The following is a 26554-nucleotide window of genomic DNA, read 5'->3' as shown; positions in this document are numbered from 1 at the left end:
AAAATATTATATTTAATATATCATAAAATTTCATTAAAATTAAAACCTTTATCATAAAGTATCTTTCTAACTAATTCTTGATGCTCCTTTCCTTTAGTTTCTAGAGTGATTGAAATCATCGCATCGCCATACTCAAGCTTAGTTGAAAATCTATCATAATCAATTTTAACTATATTTGCTTGAGCTTCTTTAATAGCATCACTTAAAGCACTCAAAGCACCCGGCTTATCAATCAAAGTAACATTAATAAGCATTTTTCTAAAAGCTTTAAATAAACCTTTTTCTATAATGATATTTAGCATTTGCACATCGATATTTCCACCACTTAAAATCACTCCGATTTTTTTATGGTTTTTCAAATCTATTTTTTTATGCAAAAGTGCGGCAACTGCTGATGCTCCTGCTCCTTCAACTGTAATTTTATGCTTTTCAAGTAAATACAATACTGCATTAGCTATTTCTTCATCATCAACTTGAATAAAATCATCAACACATTCAAGAATAATATCAAAATTAATTTTATTCACATCACGCACTGCTATACCATCAGCTATGGTTCTAACAGCTTTTGAATTAATCATTTTTTTACTTTTAAAACTCTCATACATCGCAGGAGCTCCCTTAGCACTCACTCCGATAACTTTTATAGCAGGATTAATTTGCTTAGCAGCACTTGCCACTCCACTAATCAAACCTCCCCCACCAACTGGAACCAAAATCATATCTAAATCACTTATTTCATCAAGCATTTCAAGCATTAAAGTACCCTGCCCTGCTATAATACTTTCATTCTCAAAAGGATGAATAAAATTTAAATGATGTTCTTTAGCATAATTTAGTGCATAAGCATAAGCCTCGTCAAAATTATCCCCTTTTAAAATCACTTTTGCACCTAAATTTTTAGTCGCACTTACTTTTAATAAAGGCGTAGCTTCAGGCATAACAATCACAGCTTCTATGCCAAATTTTTTAGCACTAATTGCTACCCCTTGTGCATGATTTCCTGCACTTGCAGCTATTACACCTGCTTGTTTTTGTTCTTTAGTTAAATTAGCTATTGTATTATAAGCTCCTCTAATTTTATAAGCACCAGTTTTTTGCAAATTTTCACATTTTAAAAAAACATCAGTTTCTAAAAACTCACTCAAAAAAGAAGAGTGCACAAAAGGGGTTTTTAATACAAAATCTGCGATTTTTTGTTTTGCTTGATAAATTTTATTTAATTCAACCATGATTATCCTTTTTGTAGTTCTATTTTAATACAACGATCTTGAACGCAATTTATACCATATTTTTTACATTTTTGCATTATCTCTTCATTGACAATGCCAAGTTGCATCCAAAAATTTTTAATCTTTTTACTCAAAAGATCCTCAAAAATTTCATTTGCAAAACTTGCTTTTCTAAACATCACAACCGTATCAACCTCAAAAGGGATTTCTTTTAAGTTTCTATAAACTCTTTCATTTAAAATAAAATCTTCTTTAGGATAGATGGGATAAATTTTATAACCTAAATCTTGTAAATATTTACTTACAAAATGAGAAGGTTTATCTTGATTAGGGCTAAGTCCTATGATGGCTATATTTTTCATAGTACTTAGTATTTTATAACTATCACACAATGCTTTTTCCTTTTTAAAGCATTGTATCTAAAATCATATTAATAAGAAGCTTTTTTTACAACCAATAAACAATACAAAATCAAAGCCATTGCAACCAATAAAGCACAAAAAGCATAAACATTAGCAAAACCTATACTTGGCTCTATAATGCCTAGCAAATAAGGACTTACTCCTATACCAAAATCTAAGGCTATAAAAAACGTAGAATTAGCCAAGCCCATTTTTTCTTTAGGTGCAAGTTTTATAGCTAAAGCTTGAGCGCTTGAAGTAGCATTAGCATAACCTAACGCACAAAAAACTCCAGCTAAAATAATCATATAAAAATTTAATGCAAAAGCAAGCAAAAGCAAACATACTATAAAACTCAAAAAGGAAAAAATCATCACAATGTTAGCACCATAATTATCAAACACTTTACCAGCAAGTGGTCTAAAAACCATAGAAAATCCAGCATATATTACAAAAAACATAGATCCAGCAAAAGCTAAATTTAAACTTTGGGTATAAGCACTCATATAAGCTATAATAGCACCAAAAGGACATGCGAGTAAAAAAGTCACTAAGGCTAAATTTAAAACTGATTTTTCAAAATAATTATAAATACTAAATTTTCTTTTTGTATGATGATGTTTTTTAAATCTTCTTACTTTTAAAAAAATAGATAAAACTAATGCAAAGACAATACTCAAACAAGCTATTAAAAAACTAAGCCAAAATTGATTGATAGAGTCAAGTTTTATAGCCAAAAAAGGCCCTAAGGCTGAAGTTAAAACAACGCTTGTAGCATAATATCCTATACCAACTCCTCTTTTATTGCTAGGTATTATCCTAGCAATAGCTGCCCCACAAGCACAAGAGCAAATTCCATAACAAACCCCTGCTAAAAAGCGTATTAAAATCAAAAAATATACATTATAAAATTTCAAATACATCAAATTAATAAAAAGATAAAACAAAAGCGAAAATACTATAACCTTTTTTATATTAACATCATCGATTATAGAACCAAAATAAAGTCTAGAAAGCAAAGCACCTATAACAAAAGCTCCCATAATAAGACCTGCGGTACTAGTTTGAAGGTTTAAAACACCTAAAACATAATCTGTACTAGAAATAGTACTCATATAAAAAACAAGACAAATAGCAAAATTTATCCCAAAAATACAGAAAAAATTTACATTAAATAAATTATATTTTTTACTTAATCCCATGAAAAACCTTTTAAATTTTCTCATTGATATAATCAAGTAATTTTAAAAGTCTTTCTTGATCTTTTACATCTAAGATATCTAAAACATTTCTTTCATATTTTCTTATATGAGCATTTGCATCTAAAAAAATTTCCTTACCTTTAGCGCTTAAAGTAATGATTTTTTCTCTTTTATCATCTGCTTTTAAAAACTCTATATATTCAAGTTTTGCTAATTTAGAAACAACTCTAGAAAGTATAGCTTTATCCATCTGATAAAACTCACATATTGGAGCTAAAGTACTATAGCCATGCTGATTTAAATATACAAAAACCCTCCAATCACTTGATTTTAGTCCAAAGGGTTTTAAAATTTCATTGACTTTATAGAGTATTTTTCTATTTGTATAAGTAATTTTTTGAAATAAAATAAGAAATCCTTTATAAAAATTAATTGATTAAATCAACTATTTTTATAATAACAAAGCTTGTATAAATTCTAACTTATACTAAGCTTTTATTCTTAAATGCACCCCACATTCAAGATGAGGAGTATTGGCAAATTGATCAAAAAAGGCTAAATTTAAAATTTCATGACTTTGACATAAGATTTCAAGATTTTCTTTTAAAGTGATAGGATTGCACGAAATATAAATGATATTTTCATAATTTTTAATAAGTTCAATCACACTTAGATCAAGCCCTGCTCTTGGAGGATCAACCAAGACATGAGATATTTTAAAGCTATCTAAATCTATGCCTTTTAAGCGGTTAAATTCTCTTTCTTTTTTCAAAGCTTGACTTAACTCTTCACTAGAAAGCCTTGTAAAAGTTATATTTTCAATAGAATTTAAAACGCAATTTTTTAAAGCAAATTCGATATTTTTTTTAGAAATTTCAGTTGCTAAAACTTTGTTAAAATTTCTTGCTAAAGCTATGGTAAAATTTCCATAACCACAGTAAAGCTCTAATAAATCTTGCTTAAAATCACTTCCAATACAAGATACAACCCATTCAATCATTTTTTCATTGATAAAAGTATTAGGCTGGATAAAACAATCATTATTAAACTCATATAAAAATTCATTTGTATTGATTTTTAAAGCTTGTCTTAAATTTTCCCCATTAAATACAAGTTTTTTACCCCTGCTTCTTGCTATGAGCTTGAGATTTAATTTTTCTGCTAATTCTTGTAAATCTTGTGTAATTAGCTCTATATTTTTATGGAAAAGTAAAGTTATACTTAAATCTAATTTTGTAGCTAAAAACTCTACTCCAAAAAGCTTATGTTTTAAATTTTCATTTAGATTATTTAATAAAATAGGCATATATTTTTGAATTTTTTCATCTGCTATATCAAATTTTTCAATAGGAATTTTTTTCTTATTTTCAAACATTGCATAAGAAATTTCCCCATTTTCATGATGATATATAGAAAACTCTGCCCTAGTTCTATAAGCTTTTAAAGGTGATTTAAAGCACTGAATTTCTCCATTATATAAAGAAGAAAACAATGCTTTATTTAAAGCAATTTTTTCTTCAAAATGCATTTATGCATCTACCTTTTTGCCAACCACAAAAAGCAAAGCTATCATAGCTAAGATTCCAAAAACAAGCCCTATCCATACATTAAGTCCTAGTGCTACTGGCAAATAACCACAAAGTATACTAATAGCACAAACACTCAAAGCATAAGGCATTTGCGTGCTAACATGAGCTAAAAGATCGCACTTACTTCCCATAGATGAAAGTATAGTTGTATCAGAAATTGGCGAGCAATGATCTCCAAAAATAGCTCCTGTTAAAACACCTGAAATATTAATAATCATATATTGGTGCAACTCTGCTCCGCTTAATTCATTATGAACCCCAACAGCCATAGCTAAAGGAATAGCTAAAGGCATTAAAATACCCATAGTCCCATAACTAGTTCCTGTTGAAAAAGATATAATAGAAGCAAAAATAAAAATTGCTGTAGGAAGCAAGTAAATAGGTGTTTTATCTGAAAATAAATCAATTAAATATTTAGAAGTTCCTAAATCCTTAATCACAGAAGCTAATGACCATGCACAAAGCAAAATAATCACAGTCATAATCATAGTCCTCCAACCATGAGTCCAAACTGCAATAGCTTCTTTTAAAGTAAATATTTTTCTATACATTCCTAAAATAATAGCTACTATGGTAGCTAAAAGTGCTGCTTGAAATAATACAACTGAAGCATCAGCTGCGCCAAAAGTTTCTCTAAAAGCAAATAAACTAAATGGTGCTGCATCTATTTGTGCTTTAACACTCGCATCATCTAGGGCATTATAACCACTAAAATAAAAACCTATAAATGAAAACACAATCAAGACAGCCAAAGGTATAATAGCATTAGAAGCTTGTAATTTTACATGCTCTTTTGGCTCTAAAACCTTATCTTCTATATTATCAATTTGCTCATGACCATGAGAAAATTTACCCGCTCTAGCTCTAAGCTCAGCTTTTAACATAGGTCCAAATTCCCTACCTGTATAAATAGTCAAAACAACAAAAATCAACATAAAAAGATTATAAAATCTATAAGGTAAGGTTTGTACAAAGATTTCAAAAGCATTGATTTCTTCTTTTACTATACCTAAATGCGCAAAAGTTGCATTATCGATTAGATCATATCCGCTACGAATTAAAGAAATTTCAAGTCCTATCCAAGTAGAAATGATAGCAAGACCGGTAATTGGCGCTGCAGTTGCATCCATAATAAAAGCAAGTTTTTCACGGCTTACTCTAAATTTATCTGTTACCGGACGCATGATAGGACCTACGATTAATGAATTAGCATAATCATCAAAGAAAATAAAAATCCCCATACACCAAGTAGCAAATTGTGAGCTTTTTGCCTGCTTAGCTTTAGTAGAAAGCCAAACAGCCACAGCCTTAGTACCACCTGTTTTGGTAATAAGAGCTACAACCCCACCTATGGTTAAAACTTGTAGTAAAATTCCTGCATTACCAGGACTTGCCATAGCATTTACCACTTTAGAAATAAAGCCTGTAAAAGAAGCTATAATAGCATGATAAATGCTATTTTCAATAAGTCCTAGCATAAAAGTACCACTTAATGCACCAATAAACAACGAAAGTACCACATCTTTAGTAATAAAAGCTAAAATAATAGATATCACCGGTGGTAAAAGTGTCCAAACTCCAAAAAGTTCTGCATTTGCTTGTGCATCAGCAAATAACAATAAAGGAGCTAATAATAAATAAAAAATTTTCATATTTTTCCTTAAGTTTTTATATTTTCTCGCTAAAAGTTCCTGCCCATGTTTGAGTCACAGGCATAAGTTCAATTTCGTTAATATTAATATGCTCAGGTAAGCTAATAATAAAAGTAATAATTTTTGCTATATCTTCAGCTTTAATATATTTAGTATTTTCATAAACCTCATCAGCTTTTTTAATATCACCTTTAAATCTCACTTCACTAAATTCAGTTTTACAAAGCCCTGGAGCAATATTTGTCACCTTTATATTACTTCCGCGCAAATCCGTTCTTAGGGCTTTAGAAAATTGTGCCACAAAAGCCTTAGTTCCACAATAAACATTACCTCCATAATAAGGTACATTTGCCGCAATTGAGCCAAGATTAATCACATGAGCATTTTGTGCTTTTCTAAGTAAAGGTAAAGTAGCTCTTGCTATATACAAAAAGCCTTTGATGTTAGTGTCTACCATAGCTTCAATATCTTCAATATCCAAAGAATCAAACTCATTTAAACCCAAAGCAAGACCTGCATTATTAACAAGTAAAGAAATATTTTGTAAATCTTGAGGTAAATTTTCAATTGCTGTAAAAACTGCTTGTTTATCCCTAACATCAAGCACAATAGGATAAATTTTATCCCCATAAAGCTCTTGTAGTTTTTCCAATCTTTCTTTGCGTCTTGCTATGGCTATAACTTTATAATCAAGCTCTATTAAGGCTTTTAAACTTTCTAAACCAAAGCCTGAGCTTACTCCTGTTATTAAAGCAGTTTTCATGGTTGTGCCTTTTCATATAACATCAAATTTTCATTTTCTTTTAAACCAAGTTTTTTTAAAAATTTAATATTTTGTTCTTTTTTTGCAATGATGGCAAAATCAAGAGCATTAAATCCTAAATCATCTATTTCTTTATAATTAGCTTTGTAATCTATAAGCAACTTAAGCATTTTTACATCTGCATAATTTGCTCCATGCATAAAAATATTTTTAGAAGTATGCTCAAGTGCACATAAGGTGATAAAATATGGCGTATTGCTTCCCATACTAGCAATAGAAAGCTTTTCATTATCATTAATGTATTTTTGATTTACATTTGCACCATTTTCAAGCAAAAGCTTGGCAACTTTATAGTTGTTATATTCAACAGCATAAAACAAAGGTGTTTTCCCAAAAGAATTTTTATAATCAACCACCGCTTCATTTTCAAGCAAAACCTTGACATTTTCTGCATTATCTAGTGCAAAAAATAAAGCAGATTCATAACCTTCATTTATTTTTACACCTAATTTTATAAATTCTCTTATAATCTCACTTTCTCTATTATTTAACAAGGCTGATTTAAAACCATTGTTTAATTCTAAATTACTAATTTTTTTAGTATAAATATACTCTTTAATCTGCTCTAAAGAGTTATTTTTATTAGCTACAAATTTTTCAAAATCTGAAATATCTTTAAAGATTTTAGTCTCGCCAACCGCCCAGTTTAAAAATTCATTCAAAGCATTACTAGCAAAATAAATTGCACTTGCTTTATCTAAATTAAATTCCTTTTGAAAATATCTTGTTAAAGGATTAATCGCATTATTATATTCTTTCCAAAATTCCTTAAAAAGTTTAAAATTTCCAATGCTTTGATAAGCCCAAAATCTAAAATACGCTTTTAATTTTGCAAATTTTTCTTCAAGTATTATAGGATCTTGTAAAGTCTTTTGATAGCCTTGTGGATCAAGTGCAATTTCTAATAATTTAAAATCAAATTTTCTCAAATCACTAAAATATTCTCCACCCATACAAGCACTATTGCTTCCTCTAATTTCATTAGCAAGCTCATATAATCTTTTTGTGATTTGATGGTTTTTTAAAGAAAAAGCACAATTTAAATCCACTTGAGCAAAATCTTGTGTATTTTTTGGCTCAAATTCTTTAAAAAAATCAGCTTTATTTTCCTTAACATACTCACAACTATAATCCAAAGCTAAAGCATTTAAACTTATAATCAAACTAAATAATAAAATCTTCAAATATTTTCCTTGAATATAAATTAAATTACTATTTTAACTAAATTTTTGCTTTAATAACAATTAATTAATTTAAAATTCATACAATGCTTGCTTTTAAATAAGGAAAAATATGTATCAAAGTTTTTACAAGGCTAATTTTGCTTATATTCTTTTACAAAGTGATAAAGATAAGCTTATTAATGTTGATTTTACTATATATAAGCCTGATTTTACTAAAGATAAACACGCTATTTTAGAGCAAGCCTTAGAAGAACTAGACCTTTATTTTAACAAAAAGCTTTTTGCCTTTAACACTCCCCTAGTTCTTCAGGGAAGCGAATTTGAACAAAAGGTATATAAAGCTTTGATAAAAATTCCTTATGGGCAAACTAAAACTTATCAAGAAATTGCTTCTTTTATCAATCATCCAAAAGCTTTTAGAGCAGTAGGTAATGCAAATTCTAAAAATAAACTTGCAATTTTTATACCTTGCCATAGAGTAGTAGCTAAAAATCACTTAGGTGGATACAATGGTGGTTTATTTATCAAAGAGGCTTTACTTAAATTAGAAGGCGTGCTTTAAAATGCCAAGCTTATTGCTAGCAAGTTTTATTTGGGCTTTTTCTTTTCCATTAATTGGGCATTTTATTACCTTAGAAATGGATAGTTTTTTTGCAGCATTTGCAAAAGTTTTTTTGTCTTTATTGGTATTTTTACCTTTTTTAAATTTTAAGCTAAATTTGCATTTAAAATTAAAACTCATAAGCATTGGAGCTTTACAACTTGGCATAATGAATTTATTTTATTATCATTCTTTTTTATATTTAAGTGTAAGCGAAGTAGCGCTTTTTACGATTTTTACACCTTTTTACGTTGTGCTTTTTTATGGGCTTTTTTCAAAAAATCTTAGATATTTATATTTTATAAGTATTTTTATATGCATTATGGGTGCTTTTGTAGTTAAATTTGATAATATTAACTCTAATTTTTTATATGGATTTTTACTTATTCAAGGGGCTAATTTAGTATTTGGAGCTGGACAAAGTTTTTATAAAATTTTATTAGAAAAAAATACAAATTTAAGCCAAAAAGAAGCTTTTGCTTATTTTTATCTAGGCGCAACCAGTATAACCTTACCTGCATTTTTATTTTTTGGAGATTATAATAATTTACCATCCAATTTAAGTTCTTGGATAGCTTTGATTTATCTTGGGACTATTGCTTCAGGACTTGGATATTTTTTATGGAATAAAGGCTCTACTGAAGTAGATAGTGGAGTTTTAGCCTTGATGAATAATGCCATTATACCTATAAGTATTTTTATCAACATGAGTATTTTTGGAGTAGATGTAGAGCTGCTACCTTTTTGTATGGGGACTTTAATCATTCTTTTTTCATTTTTTATACATAAAAAAATCATGCATTATTATAATAAGAAATCTTACTCAAATACAAACCACTAGCAGGAGCTAAAAATCTACAATAAGCTTTTTTAGCATTAATTTGCTCCAAAAGCTCATTTTGGCTCATTTTTCCTTCTAATACTTTTAAAATACTTGCCATCATCATTCTAATTTGCGATCTTAAAAAACCATTTGCTTCAAAATAAAACACAGTGTAATTTTTATAAGCATAAACTCTAGTTTTATACATTTTTCTTATGCTTGTTTTATTATCAGAGCCTTCTTTTTGAAAAAGTTTAAAGTCATGCTCTCCTTCAAATAAAAATGCAATTTCATTGGCTAATTTAATATTTATTTTTGGATAAAAATGCACATAAGAGGCTAAAAAAGGATTATATTTTTCATGACTTATAATGTAGCGATATGCTCTTTTTTGCACATCAAAACGCACTTGAAAATTTTCTTGCATTCTTTGGATATGCTTTATATGTATAAATGGGTGCGCAAAATGATTGATTTTATTTTTTAAATATACAAAATCTTTAAAATGTTCTCCCGCTTTAACACAAGCGACTGCATTAAATGCATGCACACCTTTATCAGTTCTTGAAGCAAATAAAGGCTTTTCATAAATACCCAAATGCGACAAGGCCTGCGCTAAGGTATCTTGGACACTAAGTTTATGTGGCTGGGTAGCAGAACCTTGAAATTTAGAACCATCATAAGAAAAAGTTAATTTTAAAAGCATTAATACTTACTTGCAATTTTTGCTTTAAAATAAAACAAAGAAGTAATTAAAAAGCTTGAAAAAATCACAACAATAGCTACAAAAGGAGGATTATAAAAACTAATCAAAAGCGTAAAATAAGCAAAAATAATCACAAAAATTCCAAAATAAGCAAAACCTTTTTCATAACGATAAGTTACTATACCAAAAGAGAGTGCAAAAAGCACGCTAGCTAAAGGAAATAAAGCTATAAGAATATAAATAACAAATTCTTTTGCTTTTTCTTTATTGCTTGTTACATCAGACCAATACCCATAAAAACTTTGAGTATTTAATTCTTTGGAAGAAAGCTTGCTTTTAATTAATAAATTTTTAAAACTAGAAATATGCCAATCTTCTTCTTTAATCTCATAAGCCTTTCCTTCATCTAGCTTAAAAGTAATAACCCCATCATTTGTTTCTAACTTTCCTTCTTTGGCTAAAATCACTTGTTCTTTATCTTGTAGGTTTTTCTTTGGATGATACATTATGATATTTTTATAAGTTTCATCAGAATTTTTAGCATCAATAAAAACAAGCCATTCCCCATATCTTTGTCCAAATTCTCCTGTTTTTATGCTTACTTTAGCGCTAATTTTTTTATAATCTACAAAATTATCAAAAAGTTCAAAAGATATAGGTATAAAAACCAAAACCACCAAAAGCATAAAAGCACTTACCAAAGCTGCAATTTTTGCAAAAAAACTTGCTATCATACTTGGAGCTATACTCAAAGCAAACAACACCGTGCTTTCATTTTCCCTAGAAAGCCTATAAAAGGCCAAAGTCAAAGCAATGAAAAAAGATATGGGTAAAGTAAAAATTAATATCTTTGGTAAAAGAAAAATATATAATTTGATTAATTCAAAAAAAGTAATTTCAATATAAGCAGTAATTTTAGCAAGTTGTATAAAAAATATAATCGAAACAATAATAAATAAAGTAAAAAATAAAGACAACATTGTGCTTAAAAACTGATTAAGCAAATACTTATAAACTAGTTTCATAATATACTTTCTACACTTAGATTAATCAAAATTCCGCAAAATAAAAAAGGAATCATAGGCATTTGATAATCTTTCTTGGCTATTTTTATAAACATCAAAAGACTTAAAAAACTTGCAATAAATAAAATCAAAAAGCCTTTTTCATAGCCAAAAATTCCAAAAATCAAAGCTATTATTATAACATCACCTTCCCCTAAACTTTCTAAAATTTCATCTCTTTTTTTAAAATTTTTAATAAAATTAATCACACTTTTTAGTATGAAAATTAACCCCGCTCCAAAACACACTCGAAACAAAAAGCTATCTTGAAAATCCTCTAAAATTAAACCATTTTGCAAAAAATCAAAACAAAAAGCTAAAATAAATAAAATCCAAAGCCAAAGCTCACTCACTGCTTTTAAATAATAATCTATCCAAGAAAGTGCTAAAAATACAGCTAGCATACAAGCAAAAATTAAAATTTGAAAAACATCTTCGATTAAATAAAAAGCAAAGACAAACAAACACGCACAAAGAAATTCATTAAAAGGATAAATCAAAGAAATTCTTTCCTTACAAAAAACACATTTGCCTTTTAAAAATACAAAAGATAACAAAGGAAAAAGATGATAAAATTTCAAAGTTTTAAGACACTTAGGGCATTTTGATCTTGGACTTATTATGCTTTCTTTATTAATCGTTCTTAAAATCAAAACATTGACAAAAGAACCAACACAAAGTCCTAGTAATAAAAAGAAAAATATCATTTACCAAAGGTTCTTTTGCGTTTTTTAAACTCAGTAATAATATTTGCGATTTCTTTTTTGGTAAGTGCAGGAAATAAGGTTTGGCTAAAATAAATTTCTGCATAACTTGATTGCCATAATAAAAAATTTGAAATTCTTTTAGCACTCCCTACTCTTAAAAACAAATCCACATCCTCACTTAAGTCAAGATTTGCTTGTATATTTGCTTCATTAATTTCAAGATTTTTTTCAATCACCTTTTTAACCGCTCTAACTATTTCATCCTTGCCTCCGTAAGAAATAGCTAAATTAACGCATAATTTTGTGTGGTTTTTAGTTTGTTCTTGAAAATTTTGTATTTTTTTTAAGGTTAATTCATCTAAAAGACTTAAATTTCCTATAGCTTTAAAACGCACTTCATTGGCTACAAATTTATTTAAAGACTCATCAAGATATTTATTTAATAGTTTAAAAAGAAACTCCACTTCTTCTTTTGGTCTTTGCCAATTTTCTGTACTAAAAGCATAAAGGGTTAGATTTTGAATTTTTTCATCTATACATACTTCTATGATTTTTTCAACAACTTTAGCACCTTGACTATAGCCAATTTTTTCTAAAAGTCCATTTTTTCTAGCCCATCTTCTATTGCCATCCATTACTACAGCAAGATGTTTTAACTCATTCATTCTATCCCTTTATATCCATCAATCTTTTAAAAACAAACATAGGATTAAGCGTATTAACTACTTCAAATTTAAAATACTCATTTAAAAAATGCGCTACTTTAGCAAAAGGTGTTTGTATGCGCGTGATTTTACCATTATCAATTATAATTTTTAAAGCACCAAAAATTTCAAAATACAAATACACCTCTAAAATATTTCCATTTTTCTTAGCTTCAAACAAAGCCCTATTTCCCTCATAAACAAAAGGTATATGATAAATTCCTTCAAAGAATGCAAAAAACATTTCCTTATAAATTTCAAACTCATACGCGCTTTTACTTTCCATAAGCCTTTGAATAATGAATTTTTTATACCAAGCTTTTTCATCACCTTCTTGCAAAAGTTTTTCTATGAGTTCAGCTCCCTCTTCAAAAAGTCTAATTTTAGGCTTTTTCAAAAGATTTTTAAAAGAAATCACGCCTTTATCTTCATAAACTTCAGCTAAATACTCCTCCCCTACTTCAAGCTCTATCAAACTTTTTGTTTCAAGCTTTTTAGTGTTTAAAAGCAATACATAGCGGTTATATGCGCGTTTTTCTAAAATTTGCATTCTTACAGGTAAGGTTGAGTTGATGATATTCACCAAAGTTTCCTTAATTCTTGTACTAAAATAAAACCAAGTTTTTCTTTGCTTTGTTTAAAACTTTGAGAAATACTATCTTTAGTAATAAAACAAATGCTATTTTCATCACTTCCAAAGTTCATTTGCTCATTTAAGACATTTAAACACACCATATCTAAATTTTTACTAACTAAAGATTTTTTAGCATTTTCTAAAGCATTTTGCGCATCAAATTCCATTTTAAAGCCTATTTTTTTGCCTTTAAAATCTAATTTTTTTAAGATGTCTTCATTCAGCTTTAATTTTAAATCAAGTCCGTTTAAATGCTCATTTTTCTTAATCTTACCCTTGTAAGCCTCAAGAGTAAAATCACTCACAGCAGCAGCCATAATTAAAGCATCAAAATCTTTATATTTTTGCAATTTTTCTTTTAATTCTAAAGAAGATTCAAATTTTTCTAATTTATAAGGTGCTTTAAACTCTACTGAGCTAACTAACACTACTTTAGCACCTAAAAAATACAAGGCATCAGCAATTGCCTTTGCCATTTTTCCACTTGAAAAATTACTAATACATCTTACATCATCAATTTTTTCTTTAGTTCCACCACCGCTTACAATAAAACTTTTATCTTTAAAAAAATCTTCTTGCATTAAGCTTCTTTTTAAAGCATTTATAATGCTATCAAGCTCAGCCAAAGCTCCTAAACCCTCATCTTTACAAGCTAGGGTTTTAACTATAGGATCAATGATAATATAGCCTTGCTCTTTTAAATTTTTTAAAGAACTTTGAGTGCTAAAATGTAAATACATGTTTGTATTTGCAGCGGGTGCAATTAAAAATGGTTTATTTTTATCTACTGCTATTAAAGTTTGAATAAATAAATTATCCGCCATACCATAGTTTAATTTATTGATAGAATTTATACTAGCAGGTGCAAAAAGCACACAATCACAAGTCTTACTAAAGGCTATATGATTATTAGTATTTTGCCAACTTTCATTATCTTCACATAAAATTTCATCCACTAAGGCTTCAAAGCTAAGCTTAGTGCCAAATTTTAAAGCTCCCTGACTTAGCAAAACTTTAACCCTAAAACCTTCTTTTTTTAATAAAGAAATAAGCTCATAAGCTTTATAAAAGGCTATGCTTCCACTTACTGCTAGTAAGATTGTTTTCATTTTTTACCTAGTTTTTTATAGTAAAAATCTTCTATAATTTGCGTCTTTGCCCTATTGATATGTAAAGAACCTTTTTCTACATCCTTACACACGGTGCTTCCTGCTGCGATGATTACCTCATCTTTTATCTCAACCGGAGCGATAAATTGTGTATCTGAACCTACAAAAACATTTTTACCTATTTTGGTTTTATGCTTTTTAACCCCATCATAATTACAAGTGATAGTACCACAACCTATATTAGTTCCCTCATCTATCTCACAATCACCCAAATAACTCAAATGTCCTGCTTTAACTCCATTCAATAAAGCATTTTTACATTCTACAAAATTTCCTATATGGGTATTTTTAAGCTGGCATTTTGGACGCAAATGCGCTAAAGGCCCTACATCGCTATTTTCTACTATACTATCTTCAATCACACTTGAGCTTTTAATGATAGAATTAATGATTTTTGATTTTCCTTCTATACGCACATTTTCATACACTTCACACTCGCCTACAAACTCAACCTCATCTGAAATAAAAGTCGTCGCAGGCATGTGAAAAATCACCCCTTGCTTCATCCATTCTTTTTTAATCGCTTCTTGCATAAGATCTTGAGCTAGACAAAGCTCTACTTTATCATTTACCCCCATAAAATCTTGCTCATTTACAAACACCGCATCGATTTCATAGCCCTTTTCTTTTGCTAAATAAACCGCATCGGTTAAATAATACTCTTTAGCTTTATTATTATTTTTTATCAAAGGCAATACTTCTTTTAAAATTTGTGCTTTTATGGCATAAACACCGCTATTGCAGATGTTTATAGCAAGTTCTTCTTTGCTTGCATCTTTTGTTTCTACTATTTTTTGAATTTTATTTTCTTTTAATACTATTCTTCCATAACTTTTTGGATCTTTTGCCTCAAAAACAGCCACATTAAAATCACTCTCATTTAAAGCTATTTTTTCCAAATCATCTGCTTTAACTAAAGGCATATCACCACATAAAATCAAAACTTTTTCATGCTTACTCTCATAACCCCTTAAAGCTCCTGCAGTGCCTGGAAAATTTTGCAAGTCTTGCTCTAAAAAGCGTGTATTTGGAAAATGCTCTAAAACAACTTGCTCAACCTTTTCTTTTTGATGAGAAAGCACCACACATACATCATCACTAATTTTATATGCTTGTTTTAAAATATGTAAAATCATTGCTTTTGAGCAAATTTTTTGAAGCACTTTTGGATTTTGTGATTTCATACGCGTGCCAAGTCCAGCAGCCAAAATAAGCACAGAAATTTTCATAATTTACCTTTGTTTTAAAAATTATTGCTTATTTTAACAAGCTAAAGTAAAAATTCTTATTTTTTATAAAATCATTTTTATTCTTTTAAGAGTAAAATTGCTAAAATAACGCTTTTAATTTTAACCAAGGAAATATTTTGAGGGTTTTACTAGCTTTATTTTTATCAAGCTTGGCTCTTTTAGGCGCTGAAGCAACCATACCAACTGTAAATTTAAGTCTTAGTGCTCCAAATAGCCCACAACAACTCGTAACAACCCTAAATATAGTCATAGTTTTAACCATACTAGCTCTTGCGCCTACCATTGTTTTTGTAATGACTTCTTTTTTAAGACTTGTTGTAGTGTTTTCTTTTTTAAGAACAGCTCTTGGCACTCAAACTATGCCACCAAATACTATTTTGGTTACCTTAGCTTTGATTTTAACTTTTTTCATTATGGAGCCTGTGGCTACAAAATCATACAACGAAGGTATAAAACCCTATATCGCTGAACAAATAGGTTATGAAGAAGCTTTTGCTAAAGGTGTTAAGCCTTTTAAAGATTTTATGCTAAAAAACACCAGGGAAAAAGACTTAGCGCTTTTTTATAGGATTAGAAATTTAGAAAATCCAAAAACCATAGATGATGTGCCTTTAACAGTTTTAGTGCCAGCCTTTATGATAAGCGAGCTTAAAACTGCTTTTGAAATAGGCTTTTTACTTTTCTTGCCATTTTTGGTTATTGATATGGTAGTAAGCTCGGTGTTAATGGCTATGGGTATGATGATGCTACCTCCTGTTATGATTTCTATGCCTTTTAAACTTTTGATATTTGTGCTTGTAGATGGATGGAATTTACTCATACAAAATTTAGTCAAAAGCTTTTTAACCTAGCAGAATAAAATGTATATTTTTTCTTCCTTATTTAGTATATTTTGTTTGCTTTTTGGTGGATATTTTGCTAAAAAAATCAAAATTTTAAAACAAAAACAAGCGCGTGCTTTTTTAGATTTTGCTATTATTTTTGCCTTGCCTTGCTTGATTTTTGAGCGTGCTTATCATTTAAATTTTGATTTTTCTTTGATTGTTATTATATTGCTTGGGTTGGGTTGTGCTATTTTTTCAGCATTATGTTGTGTATTTTTAGCTCTTTGCTTTAAATTTAGCAAAAGCACTCTTGTAAGTATTTTTTTACTTTCTAGTTTTGGAAATACTTTATTTGTAGGTATACCTATCATTAGTGGAATTTATCAAGATCCTCATTTTTTAGGCGAGATTATCCTTTATGATGCGCTTGCTACTTCTTTGCCAGTGGCACTGCTTGCTCCCTTTATCATCTCTTTAGCTAGCGAGCAAAAAGTAAGCTTTTTACAAAATCTTAAAAAAGTTTTTACTTTTCCACCTTTTGTTGCTTTGATTTTAGGACTTTGTTTTAAGTTTACTGCACTTCCTGATTTTATCTTTGAACCTTTGCGTATGCTTGGAGCTAGTGCCACACCTATAGCGCTTTTTGCCATAGGTTTAAATTTAGGCTTTTTAAGTATAAAAACTTCTTATAAAGCAACTATAATAGTCATTTTTGGTAAAATGATACTCACACCTTTAATCTTTTTAGTGCTTTTAAAGCTTTTAAATTTCAAATTAAATCCTAGCTCTATCATCGCCTTACTTGAATCAGCTATGCCTACTATGACAATGGTTGCAGCTATGATTATGAAAGCAAAACTTGATACGAATTTAGCAGTTAGTTCTGTGGCTTTTGGTATAGTTTTTGCCTTTATTTCTTTACCTATTTGGGTATATTTATTAAACTAAGGATATAAATGGCATTTGCTATCTTTGGAAAATATCTTTATAATGATCTTGCCTTTACCCTTAAAGCCTATACTCAAAAAGAAAGTAAAAAAGCTTTTAAAACCATAGAAAAATATAAAAATCAATATTATTTTTTAGGTTATATTCAATATGAATTTTATAAATATTTAGAAGATAAAAATTATAAAAGCAAAGAGCCTTTTTTATATTTTTTTGCTTTTAAATCAAAAAAAATCTTTGCAAACGAAGAAAAAAATTTAGACTTTTATCCAAGCTTTTCATCTAATTTAAATCAAGAAAAGTATTTTGAAAACTTTGACAAAGTCAAAGATGCCATAGCTAAAGGTCAAAGTTATCAAGTTAATCTTACTCAAGAACTACACTTACAATCAAATCTTAATGTGTATGAGAGTTTTTTAAGCCTTTATCCTAAGCAAAATACCCCTTATAAAGCTTATATGAAAAATGAATTTTTAGAACTAGCTTCATTTTCACCTGAACTTTTTTTTAAAATCAAAAATAAAAAAATCATCACAAAACCCATGAAAGGTACAATCAAACGCTCAAATGATCCAAAAGAAGATGAAAATCTAAAAAACTTTTTAAAATGTGACGAAAAAACCATTAGCGAAAATGTAATGATAGTTGATTTATTACGCAATGATATTTCAAAACTCATCAAAAAACATTCTTTAAAATGCGAACTTTTTAAGGTTAAAACCTACCCTACCCTACACCAACTCATTTCAAAAATAAGCGGAAAATTAAAGCAAAAAAATGATTATTTTAAAATTTTCAAAGCCCTTTTTCCATGTGGATCCATCACAGGTGCACCCAAAATAGAAACCATCAAACTTATAGAAAATTTAGAGCAAAGAAAACGCGGAATTTATTGTGGAGCTATAGGTTTAATCCATAAAAACAAAGCAAAATTTAGCGTAGCTATACGCACTTTAGAGAAAAAAAATAATGATGATTTTTTAAGATATAGTGTAGGAAGTGGACTTGTGTGGGACTCACAAAAACAAGATGAATTTGAAGAATTAAAACTAAAAAGCAAAATTTTAGAACCCAACTTTTACTTGTTTGAAACAATGTATTATAAAAATCATTCTATTTTATTTTTCAAAGAACATTTACAAAGAATTTTAAACTCAGCTAATTTTTTTGGCTTTGATACTCAAAGATTAATACATGATTTTAAAAATATACTAGAGAGTAAAGATAAAAAATTCCATTGTAAATCTTTACAAAATTTTAATAATTTTGTTTTCAACCATCATCATTTTTTTACAAAAAGTAATTTTACTCAAAAAGGTTCAAAAGCTATTAAACTAAAACTTTTCAAAAATGGCCTTTATGAGTTTGATTTTAACAATATACAAGAAAATTCAAGCAAAAAACTACTCATAAGTAAAGACATCGTAAAAATAAATCTTTTAACACACCATAAAACATCTCTGCGTAGTTTATATGAAGCAAATTCACATCTATGGAAAGAAAATATTTGCTATGATATGGTTTTTTTTGATGAAAAAGGCATACTTTGTGAGGGTTCAAGAACTAATATTATCATAAATTTAAACAACAAATATTTTACTCCTTATGCTAAAAACTGCCTCAATGGTATTTATAGACAAGCACTCTTAAAACATAAGCTCATCAAGGAAAAAGATATCGCTAAAAATGAGCTTTTAAATGCTAAAGAAATTTATGCTATTAATTCTTTAAGAGGCTTAAAAAGGGTGTTTTTGTGAAAGTTTTGATTATAGATAATTATGATTCTTTTACCTACACCATAGCCTTTTATTTAAAAGAATTAAACATTACTTATAAAATCATTAAAAACGATCAATTTAAAAATCCAAAAAAGCTTAAAAAATATGATTTTACCCATCTTTTAATCTCCCCTGGACCAAATTCTCCAAAAGAATCAAAGTTAAGCTTAAAAGCTATAAAATATTTTAAAAAAGATAAAAAAATTCTTGGAATTTGTCTAGGACACCAATGCATAGCACATGTTTTTGGTGGTAAAATTTCTAAACTTCCAAATCCAACTCATGGTAAGGTAAAAACTATAAAATTTAAACCAAATCCACTTTTTAATAATCTTGAACAAAATTTTAAAATTTGTTTATATCACTCTCTTTATGTTAGTCATATAGGTAAAAAATGTGAAATTTTAGCCCAAAGTGAAGATAATATCATCATGGCTTTAAAACATAAAAAATACGACATTTATGGAGTTCAATTTCACCCAGAAGCCATACTAAGTCAAAATGGCAAAAAGCTACTTAAAAATTTTCTTGCTTTATCATTACTTTAAGTTATATTTTCTATAATAAAACAAAAAGTTTAAAAATGAAAATTTTATATTTACTTTTCTTGCCCTTATTTTTGCTAGCTAATAATCTTAAAGAATTTATAGATTTAAGTTTAAACAATGAAAATTACTTACAAAAGCAACTCCAATTTTCAAAAAGTATTTTAGAACAAGAAAGCGTGCAAAATGCTTATTTGCCAAGTTTACATTTAGGTGTTTCTTATCTTGGCTCAAACAAAGATCGCTTTATCATAGAACCCCAAGAAAGTCTAATGAGCACCCTTTCACTTAAATTTTTACTTTTTGATGGGGGGTAATAGAGAAGCAAAAATCGCTAGCATGCAAAGTCTAAAACAACTTGCTCATCTTGAAAAAGAAAACATGGCAAATTATATGGCACTTAGTGCTAGTGTTTTGTATTTTAATTATCTTAGCTTAGAAAGTATTATAGCAAGCGATAAACAAAAAGAAATCACTCTGCAAAATCAACTCAAGCGCTTAGAAAATTTTTACCAAGCTGGACTTGCTAGCCAAAGTGAGCTTGAGAGCATAAGAGCAAAATTTGAATTAAGCTCTTATGAATTAGCTCAAAATGAATTAAAACTATATGAATTAAAAAATGAAATTTATAATCTTAGTAAAACGCATTTTACGCCTTCTTTTCAAAATATTTTACAAGAACCAAGTGTAGAAAAAAACAAAAGCTATGAAATAGCCCTTATGCAAGAAAAATTAAATTTAGAAAATTTAAAAATAGACTCTGCTAGAGCTGAGTTGTTTCCAAAAATATTTTTACAAAATAGTTTTAGTTTTTATGATATGAACTACAATCCTAAATTACCGCATGAGCTAAAATCAACAAGCGAAAGCTTTCTAAAAGAACATGGGCAAAGCAATCGTTTTATTTTAGCTTTTGAGTGGAAAATTTTTGATTTTGGCGCTAATCAAAAAGCCTTAGAAGCTCAAAAATATACAAGTAAAATCACTCAATTAGAGCTTGAAAAAACTAAAAGAAAAGTAAATATAGAACTAGATAATCTTTTACAAGAAATTGAAATTTCTAAAGTTAAAATAAAAGCATTAAATGCAAGTTTCAAAGCAGCTAACTTAGCTTTTGAGGCTATTGAGAAAAAATACACCGCAGGACTTTGCTCATATGTAGAATACCTAAATGCATTAGAATTAAAATACAAAAGTCAAAGTCAGCTTGAACTAGCTAAAAATGAACATGAAATCACAAAAGCAAGGTATTATTTTACAGCTGGAATTGATATAAAAACAAAGGTTTTAGAATGAAACTGGTATTTTTAATTTTATTTTCTCTACTCGCTTTAAAAGCTGAAGAAATTTATGCTAGTTTTGATGTGCTCGCACAAAATCAATCAAAATTATCCTTGCAAAGTGCTGGTATAGTTAAGGCAATTTATGTGAATGTTAATGATAAGGTAAAAAAAGATCAAGTTTTACTTAAACTTGAAGATTCTAGCGAGCAAATAGCCTTAAAATTAGCACAAAATGAATACAAACTTGCCACTCTTACACTAGAACATGCTAAAAGTTCTTTAGAAAAATTTAAAAAGGTACAAGAAGTTATAGATAAGCAAAGTTATGAAAATATTTTATTTGAGTTTCAAAAAGCACAAAGCTTGCAACAAAAAGCCTTTTTAAATATACAACATTACAAAGACTTAATTGATAAAAAAACTCTAAAAGCACCTTATGATGGGATTATTTCTAACAAATATATCGACATAGGCGATGGAGCTAGGGGAATTTCTCATGTTTTATTTGATTTTTTTTCTTATCCAAAAGTAAAATTGCTTTTAAGTTTTGATGAAAAATTTAAAGACAAGGTAAAAATCGATGATATTTTTATTTATAAAATAGACTCAAATGAAAAAGAATATCAAGGTAAAATCACACTTATTTATCCAAGTATAGACATAAAAACACGAAAAATTTATGCAGAAGTTGAGGCCTTAAACTTTACTCCAGGTTCTTTTGGAGAAGGAAAAATCATTACCAAGGATTAATCTTGTATCGTTTTGCTATTAATAATCCTATTGCTGTTTTGATGTTTTTTATCGCTTTGGTGATTTTTGGTACTTTTTCTATTTTTAGTATGCCCATTAATCTTTATCCAAAAGTAGATATTCCTTTGATTAAAATTACCACAACCGCTAATGGAGATTTAAAATTCATAGAATCTAAAATAACCAAAGAAATAGAAAATGCAATTTCAGATGTACAAGGAATAAAAAATATCAATTCTACAAGTTATAATAATTTTTCTATTTCTGTTGTTGAATTTGAATTAGGCAAAAACTTAGAAGTAGCTGCAAATGATATTAGAGATAAACTTAACACTATTAATCTTCCAGCAAAGCCAACCTTAGAAAAAATATCCCCTGATGCAGGATCTGTTGTATCATTATTTTTAAGCTCCAAAGATCATTTAAAACTTATGCGTAAGATTAACAATGATATAAAACCATTTTTACAAAAAATTTCAGGAGTTGGAACGATCAATGATATAGCCTTTTTAAAACCACAAGTTCAAATCAAACTCTTGCCTAATGCCTTACAAAAATACCACATTAATGCACTTGATGTAGCTAAAATCATCCAAAGCCATAATTTTAAACAATATCTAGGTGAGTTTGAAAATTCAAAAAATAATTTCACTATCAAAGGATATTTTGAAGCACAAAATTTAAAAGAGTTAGAAAATATACGCATTTTTAGTGGAATATTTTTAAAAGATATAGCAAATATTAGCTATGGTTTAGAAGATCAAAAGCAGTTTGCAATGCTTGATACAAAAGATGGGGTATTACTTGAGCTTAATAAAATTTCTGGTTATAACTCCTTAAAAGTTATAGAAAATATCAAAAATTCCTTAAAAACACTACAAACAATAGCAGGCAATGAAATAGAAATTAAAATAGTTTATGATAAAAGCCAAAACATCTTAAAACATATCAATCAGGTTATTTTTGATATGGTTTTTGGTGTGATTTTAACACTTTTAATAGTGTATGTATTTTTAAGAAATATCAGTGCGACTATTTTAGCTTTTATTGTTTTGCCAACTTCAATTATTTCTAGTTTTTTTCTCATTAATCTTTTAGGTTATGATATTAATCGCTTAACCATCATAGCTCTTACTTTAAGTATAGGAATTTTTATAGATGATGCTATAGTCATCATTGAAAGTATAGCCAAAAAAGCAAAAACACTTCCTCCTTTACAAGCTTCATTTGAAGGGATCAAAGAAATAGGCTTTAGCGTCTTAAGCATTAGTGCGGTTTTATTGTGTGTATTTATACCTATTGCTTATATGAATTCAGTTCCTGGTTTATTTTTTAATGTATTAGCTACCAGCGTTGCTTCTGGTGTGATTATAAGCTATCTTGTAAGTGTATTTTTAATACCTACCTTAAGTGCTAGATTTTTAAATACTAGCGAAAGCACATTTTATAAAAAAAGTGAATTTTTATTTATAAAACTTGACTTATTTTATGAAAAGCTACTTTATAAAGTTTTAGCTAATAAAATTAAATTTATCCTATCAACGCTTGTTGTAATTATTTTATGTTTTTCTTTAGCTCCTAAAATAGGCTTAGATTTTCTACCTATAGAAGAAGATAGTGAAATACAAGTTTTATTAGAAAGCAAAAACGACTTATCTTTAGAAGCTATGAAAGCAAAAAGTTTAAAAGTATATGAAAATATAAAGCAAGATCCAAGTGTTGCTTATGCATATTTACTTATAGGATATAATGACGCAAAAGAAATTAAAAAAGCAAAAATTTATGTAAAATTAAAACCTTTAAATGAAAGAAAATTTAGACAACCTAAGCTTATTAGCCTTTTTCAAGAAAAATTAAACTCCTATGAAGACTTAAAGATAAAAGTTTTAGAACTCCCTAAAATAGAAGGAGCAGGCATTGAAGATCCGGTTCAAATTCAAATTTTAGGTGATGATTTAAAGCTAATAAAAGAAGCCATTGATAGAATGAAAGAAGTGTTTTCAAAACACGAAGGTTTTGTTGCTATAGATGATAATGAAGGGGATTTAAAAGAAGAAATTGCTATTAACATCAATAGAGAAAAAGCTGCTAAACTTGGTATTAACCCCCAAGAACTTGCTTATGTCTTGGCTTATTCCTTTGGAAATTTAAGCGTTGGAAATATGGATTATAAAAATTTTAAAGATGAAATTATCCTTAGCTTTGATGAAGCTTTTAAGCAAAATCCAACTAGTTTAGAGCTAATAGAACTTAAAAATCATAACAATGAAAGTATAAAACTTGCTAGTATTGCTAGCTTTTCTTATAAAAAAGATCTTTCTTTAATTAACAGACACAATAAAACTACTAGTATAAAACTCACTTCAAGCATAGAAAACATTTCTTTAGGTGAAGTAAGAAAAATTTTTAAGTCCAATTTAGCTTATATTTTAGGAAAAAATAACCTATCTTTTGCTTATTCTGGTTTTTTGGACTTTTTAGATGATACCATTAGTGGGTTTTTGTTTTCTATATCTTTGGGGATGATTTTGATTTATTTAATCCTTGCTTCTTTGTATTCAAGTTTAATACTTCCTTTAATCATCATGATAAGCATGCCTTTGGCTTTTGGTGGAGCTTGTTTTGGAATTTTTATCACAGGAAATCACTTTTCTTTATTTGTACTTGTAGCTATTATTTTGCTTTTTGGAATGGTAGGAAAAAATGCTATATTATTAGTAGATGTAGCTAATAAAAAATGCGATGAAGGTATGGAAGTAGAAAAAGCACTAATTTATGCAGGAAAAAGTCGTTTAAGAGCTATTTTAATGACAACTTTTGCGATGATTTTTTCCATGCTTCCACTAGCACTTTCAAGGGGTTCTGGCTTTGAAGGAAATTCTCCTATGGCCATTGCTATTATATTTGGTCTTATTAGCTCAACCTTACTTACACTTTTAGTAGTGCCAGCTTTATTTAAATTTGCTCACAATTTAGATGTAAAAATTAAAAAAATCTACCAAAGAGAGAAAATTTAATTAAAAATTCTCATATTCTTTAGCTATAAAAACTTCATCATCTTTTATGATTAATGGGCGTTTTATAAGCGTTGGATTTTGTAAAATCATCACTTTAATCTCATCTTGGCTTAAATTTTGGAGTTTTTCTTTATTTAAGCCTAATTTTCTAGCACTCATACCCGCTGTATTTACAAGCTCTAAAACACTTCTTTTACTAAGCCAAAAATCCAAAGTTTCTTCATCTAGCTTTTTAATGTCTAAAAATTCAAATTCAACTTGCTTAGAATTTAAATAATCCATAGCTTTTTTAACACTATTGCAATTTTTAATACCATAAAATTTTAACATTTTCTTGCCTTTTTAACTAAGTCTGCTATGATAAATGCTAATTCTAAAGCTTGATCAGCATTTAATCTTGGATCACATTGTGTTTCATAGCGTTTAGAAAGTTCTTCTTGAGTGATATTTAAAGAGCCTCCCACACATTCTGTTACATTTTGCCCTGTCATTTCCAAATGTACCCCACCAGGATACACTCCCTCGCTCATAGCTATCTCAAAAAACGCGCGCACTTCTTGGATGATTTTATCAAATTCTCTTGTTTTAAAATTACCCGATTTAACCGTATTTGCATGCATAGGATCTATGCTATAAAGTATATTAAATCCTTCTTGTTTTAACTCTTTAAATAATTTTGGTAAGGCTTTTTCTATCTTATCGCATCCCATACGGATGATGAAATTTAATCTTCCTGCTTCATTATGCGGATTTAAAATACTTACTAGCTTTTTAATCTCATCTAAATCATAATTAGCACTAAGCTTAACACCGAGTGGATTTTTTACTCCACTTAAAAAATGCACATGTGCTTCATCTGCCTTTCTAGTGCGCTCACCTATCCAAAGCATATGTGCTGAACAATCATAAATTTCCCCGCTTAAACTATCTACCCTAGTTAAAGCTTCCTCATAAGGCAAAAGCAAGGCTTCATGAGAAGTATAAAAGGCTGTTTGAGAAAGATTTGGAGTATCGGTAATGCCACAAGCTTGCATAAAGGCTAAGGCTTGAGTGATTTTTTCACTAAGTTCATCATATTTTCTCCCAAGCTCTGCCTTTTTTAAAAAACCCAAATTCCACTTATGTACTACTCTTAAATCCGCTAAACCACCTCTTGAGAAAGCTCTTAATAAATTTAAAGTTGTAGCACTTTGATAATACGCTTCTAGCATTCTTTTAGGATCGGCTATTCTTGATTTTTCATTAAATTCAAAACCATTAATAATATCCCCACGATAACTTGGAAGCTTTACTCCTTCAACTTCTTCAAGATCACTGCTTCTTGGCTTTGCAAATTGCCCTGCAACGCGCCCTACTTTAACGATAGGACAAGATCCTGCAAAAGTAAGTACTATAGCCATTTGAAGCATAACTTTGAACATATCTCTTATATTATCAGCGCCAAAATTTACAAAGCTCTCCGCACAATCTCCTCCTTGGAGTAAAAATGCTTGAGAATTTACAACCTTAGCAAGGGATTTTTTTAACTTATCCACCTCACCTGCAAAAACAAGCGGTGGTAGTTTTTCTAATTTTTTAACAACATCTTGTAATTCATTTTCATCAGGATATTGTGGCTGTTGCTGAATTTTATAATTTTTCCAAGAATCTTTAGTCCATTTCATAGCT

Annotated in this window: 27 protein-coding genes; 10 read left to right on the top strand and 17 right to left on the bottom strand. The window is 28.7% G+C overall.

Annotated elements, in window-relative coordinates; translation table 11 throughout:
- Nucleotides 1-20: 20 nt before the first annotated feature.
- The 8 genes from ilvA to L8W55_RS03005 all read right to left on the bottom strand — a co-directional run bounded on the left by ilvA (nt 21) and on the right by L8W55_RS03005 (nt 8083).
- The gene (ilvA, locus tag L8W55_RS03040) at nt 21-1232 is read right to left on the bottom strand and encodes a threonine ammonia-lyase (RefSeq protein ID WP_263677283.1); all 1212 of its coding nucleotides are present in this window, start codon (nt 1230-1232) and stop codon (nt 21-23) included.
- A gap of 2 nt (nt 1233-1234) precedes the next feature.
- Nucleotides 1235-1594 carry a CoA-binding protein gene (locus L8W55_RS03035; RefSeq protein ID WP_263677299.1) on the bottom strand — a complete coding sequence of 120 codons (360 nt, stop codon included), beginning with the start codon at nt 1592-1594 and terminating at the stop codon, nt 1235-1237.
- A 68-nt stretch (nt 1595-1662) separates the two neighbouring features.
- On the bottom strand, nt 1663-2835 hold the full coding sequence (locus L8W55_RS03030) for an MFS transporter (protein WP_263677282.1): 1173 nt from the start codon (nt 2833-2835) through the stop codon (nt 1663-1665).
- A 10-nt stretch (nt 2836-2845) separates the two neighbouring features.
- Entirely contained in the window at nt 2846-3187 is a 342-nt protein-coding gene (locus tag L8W55_RS03025) for a MarR family winged helix-turn-helix transcriptional regulator (RefSeq protein WP_263677298.1), read from the bottom strand.
- Between the two features lie 135 nt (nt 3188-3322).
- Nucleotides 3323-4363: a tRNA (uridine(54)-C5)-methyltransferase TrmA gene (gene trmA / locus L8W55_RS03020; protein ID WP_263677281.1), complete on the bottom strand. Its 1041-nt coding sequence runs from the start codon at nt 4361-4363 to the stop codon at nt 3323-3325.
- Nucleotides 4364-6076: a Na+/H+ antiporter NhaC family protein gene (locus L8W55_RS03015; protein WP_263677280.1), complete on the bottom strand. Its 1713-nt coding sequence runs from the start codon at nt 6074-6076 to the stop codon at nt 4364-4366.
- A gap of 16 nt (nt 6077-6092) precedes the next feature.
- Entirely contained in the window at nt 6093-6839 is a 747-nt protein-coding gene (locus tag L8W55_RS03010; protein ID WP_263677279.1) for an SDR family NAD(P)-dependent oxidoreductase, read from the bottom strand.
- On the bottom strand, nt 6836-8083 hold the full coding sequence (locus tag L8W55_RS03005) for an ankyrin repeat domain-containing protein (RefSeq protein ID WP_263677278.1): 1248 nt from the start codon (nt 8081-8083) through the stop codon (nt 6836-6838). The genes L8W55_RS03010 and L8W55_RS03005 overlap by 4 nt, the downstream gene beginning before the upstream one ends.
- A gap of 109 nt (nt 8084-8192) precedes the next feature.
- Between L8W55_RS03005 and L8W55_RS03000 the strand changes: the two genes are divergently transcribed.
- Together L8W55_RS03000 and L8W55_RS02995 are read left to right on the top strand one after the other, a co-directional pair.
- Nucleotides 8193-8645, top strand: coding sequence for a methylated-DNA--[protein]-cysteine S-methyltransferase (locus L8W55_RS03000; protein WP_263677277.1), 453 nt, complete (start codon nt 8193-8195; stop codon nt 8643-8645).
- Between the two features lies 1 nt (nt 8646).
- Nucleotides 8647-9525, top strand: coding sequence for an EamA family transporter (locus L8W55_RS02995; protein WP_263677276.1), 879 nt, complete (start codon nt 8647-8649; stop codon nt 9523-9525).
- Here the strand turns inward: L8W55_RS02995 and truA are convergent.
- From truA to glmU, 7 genes are read right to left on the bottom strand one after another with little or no spacing between them, the layout of a single operon-like run.
- Nucleotides 9479-10213 carry a tRNA pseudouridine(38-40) synthase TruA gene (gene truA / locus L8W55_RS02990; protein WP_263677275.1) on the bottom strand — a complete coding sequence of 245 codons (735 nt, stop codon included), beginning with the start codon at nt 10211-10213 and terminating at the stop codon, nt 9479-9481. The genes L8W55_RS02995 and truA overlap by 47 nt on opposite strands.
- Entirely contained in the window at nt 10213-11238 is a 1026-nt protein-coding gene (locus L8W55_RS02985) for an LptF/LptG family permease (RefSeq protein ID WP_263677274.1), read from the bottom strand. Before L8W55_RS02985 ends, truA begins: the two co-directional genes overlap by 1 nt.
- Entirely contained in the window at nt 11235-11984 is a 750-nt protein-coding gene (locus L8W55_RS02980) for a prepilin peptidase (RefSeq protein WP_263677273.1), read from the bottom strand. The genes L8W55_RS02985 and L8W55_RS02980 overlap by 4 nt, the downstream gene beginning before the upstream one ends.
- Nucleotides 11981-12649, bottom strand: coding sequence for a polyprenyl diphosphate synthase (uppS, locus tag L8W55_RS02975; RefSeq protein ID WP_263677272.1), 669 nt, complete (start codon nt 12647-12649; stop codon nt 11981-11983). The genes L8W55_RS02980 and uppS overlap by 4 nt, the downstream gene beginning before the upstream one ends.
- 1 nt (nt 12650) lies before the next feature.
- Nucleotides 12651-13271, bottom strand: a complete 621-nt coding sequence (locus L8W55_RS02970) for a hypothetical protein (protein WP_263677271.1) — start codon at nt 13269-13271, stop codon at nt 12651-12653.
- Nucleotides 13268-14431, bottom strand: a complete 1164-nt coding sequence (coaBC, locus tag L8W55_RS02965; RefSeq protein ID WP_263677270.1) for a bifunctional phosphopantothenoylcysteine decarboxylase/phosphopantothenate--cysteine ligase CoaBC — start codon at nt 14429-14431, stop codon at nt 13268-13270. Before coaBC ends, L8W55_RS02970 begins: the two co-directional genes overlap by 4 nt.
- The gene (gene glmU, locus L8W55_RS02960; protein ID WP_263677269.1) at nt 14428-15720 is read right to left on the bottom strand and encodes a bifunctional UDP-N-acetylglucosamine diphosphorylase/glucosamine-1-phosphate N-acetyltransferase GlmU; all 1293 of its coding nucleotides are present in this window, start codon (nt 15718-15720) and stop codon (nt 14428-14430) included. The genes coaBC and glmU overlap by 4 nt, the downstream gene beginning before the upstream one ends.
- A gap of 137 nt (nt 15721-15857) precedes the next feature.
- Here glmU and fliP point away from each other — a divergent pair, with 137 nt between their 5' ends.
- From fliP to L8W55_RS02920, 8 genes are read left to right on the top strand one after another with little or no spacing between them, the layout of a single operon-like run.
- Complete coding sequence (gene fliP, locus L8W55_RS02955; protein WP_012661688.1) at nt 15858-16592, top strand: flagellar type III secretion system pore protein FliP; 735 nt, start codon at nt 15858-15860, stop codon at nt 16590-16592.
- 9 nt (nt 16593-16601) lie between these two features.
- On the top strand, nt 16602-17513 hold the full coding sequence (locus tag L8W55_RS02950) for an AEC family transporter (protein WP_263677268.1): 912 nt from the start codon (nt 16602-16604) through the stop codon (nt 17511-17513).
- 8 nt (nt 17514-17521) lie between these two features.
- Nucleotides 17522-19270, top strand: coding sequence for a bifunctional anthranilate synthase component I family protein/class IV aminotransferase (locus tag L8W55_RS02945; RefSeq protein ID WP_263677267.1), 1749 nt, complete (start codon nt 17522-17524; stop codon nt 19268-19270).
- On the top strand, nt 19267-19839 hold the full coding sequence (locus L8W55_RS02940; protein WP_263677266.1) for an anthranilate synthase component II: 573 nt from the start codon (nt 19267-19269) through the stop codon (nt 19837-19839). The genes L8W55_RS02945 and L8W55_RS02940 overlap by 4 nt, the downstream gene beginning before the upstream one ends.
- Nucleotides 19840-19874: 35 nt before the next feature.
- Nucleotides 19875-20153 carry a TolC family protein gene (locus L8W55_RS02935; RefSeq protein WP_263677265.1) on the top strand — a complete coding sequence of 93 codons (279 nt, stop codon included), beginning with the start codon at nt 19875-19877 and terminating at the stop codon, nt 20151-20153.
- Between the two features lie 22 nt (nt 20154-20175).
- On the top strand, nt 20176-21132 hold the full coding sequence (locus tag L8W55_RS02930; protein ID WP_263677264.1) for a TolC family protein: 957 nt from the start codon (nt 20176-20178) through the stop codon (nt 21130-21132).
- Nucleotides 21129-21869 (top strand): efflux RND transporter periplasmic adaptor subunit, encoded by a 741-nt coding sequence (locus L8W55_RS02925; RefSeq protein ID WP_263677263.1) that lies wholly within the window; start codon nt 21129-21131, stop codon nt 21867-21869. Before L8W55_RS02930 ends, L8W55_RS02925 begins: the two co-directional genes overlap by 4 nt.
- A 2-nt stretch (nt 21870-21871) precedes the next feature.
- Nucleotides 21872-24886 carry an efflux RND transporter permease subunit gene (locus L8W55_RS02920; RefSeq protein ID WP_263677262.1) on the top strand — a complete coding sequence of 1005 codons (3015 nt, stop codon included), beginning with the start codon at nt 21872-21874 and terminating at the stop codon, nt 24884-24886.
- Here L8W55_RS02920 and L8W55_RS02915 read toward each other — a convergent pair whose 3' ends face one another.
- Nucleotides 24887-25216 carry a Spx/MgsR family RNA polymerase-binding regulatory protein gene (locus tag L8W55_RS02915; protein WP_263677260.1) on the bottom strand — a complete coding sequence of 110 codons (330 nt, stop codon included), beginning with the start codon at nt 25214-25216 and terminating at the stop codon, nt 24887-24889.
- Nucleotides 25210-26550, bottom strand: a complete 1341-nt coding sequence (locus L8W55_RS02910; protein ID WP_263677258.1) for a class II 3-deoxy-7-phosphoheptulonate synthase — start codon at nt 26548-26550, stop codon at nt 25210-25212. The genes L8W55_RS02915 and L8W55_RS02910 overlap by 7 nt, the downstream gene beginning before the upstream one ends.
- Nucleotides 26551-26554: the final 4 nt, after the last annotated feature.

This window comes from Campylobacter sp. FU_520 (assembly GCF_025772385.1).
Taxonomy (GTDB): domain Bacteria; phylum Campylobacterota; class Campylobacteria; order Campylobacterales; family Campylobacteraceae; genus Campylobacter_D; species Campylobacter_D lari_C.
The sequence above is the reverse complement of the archived record's forward strand: the minus strand, read 5'-3'. Positions and strand labels throughout refer to the sequence as shown.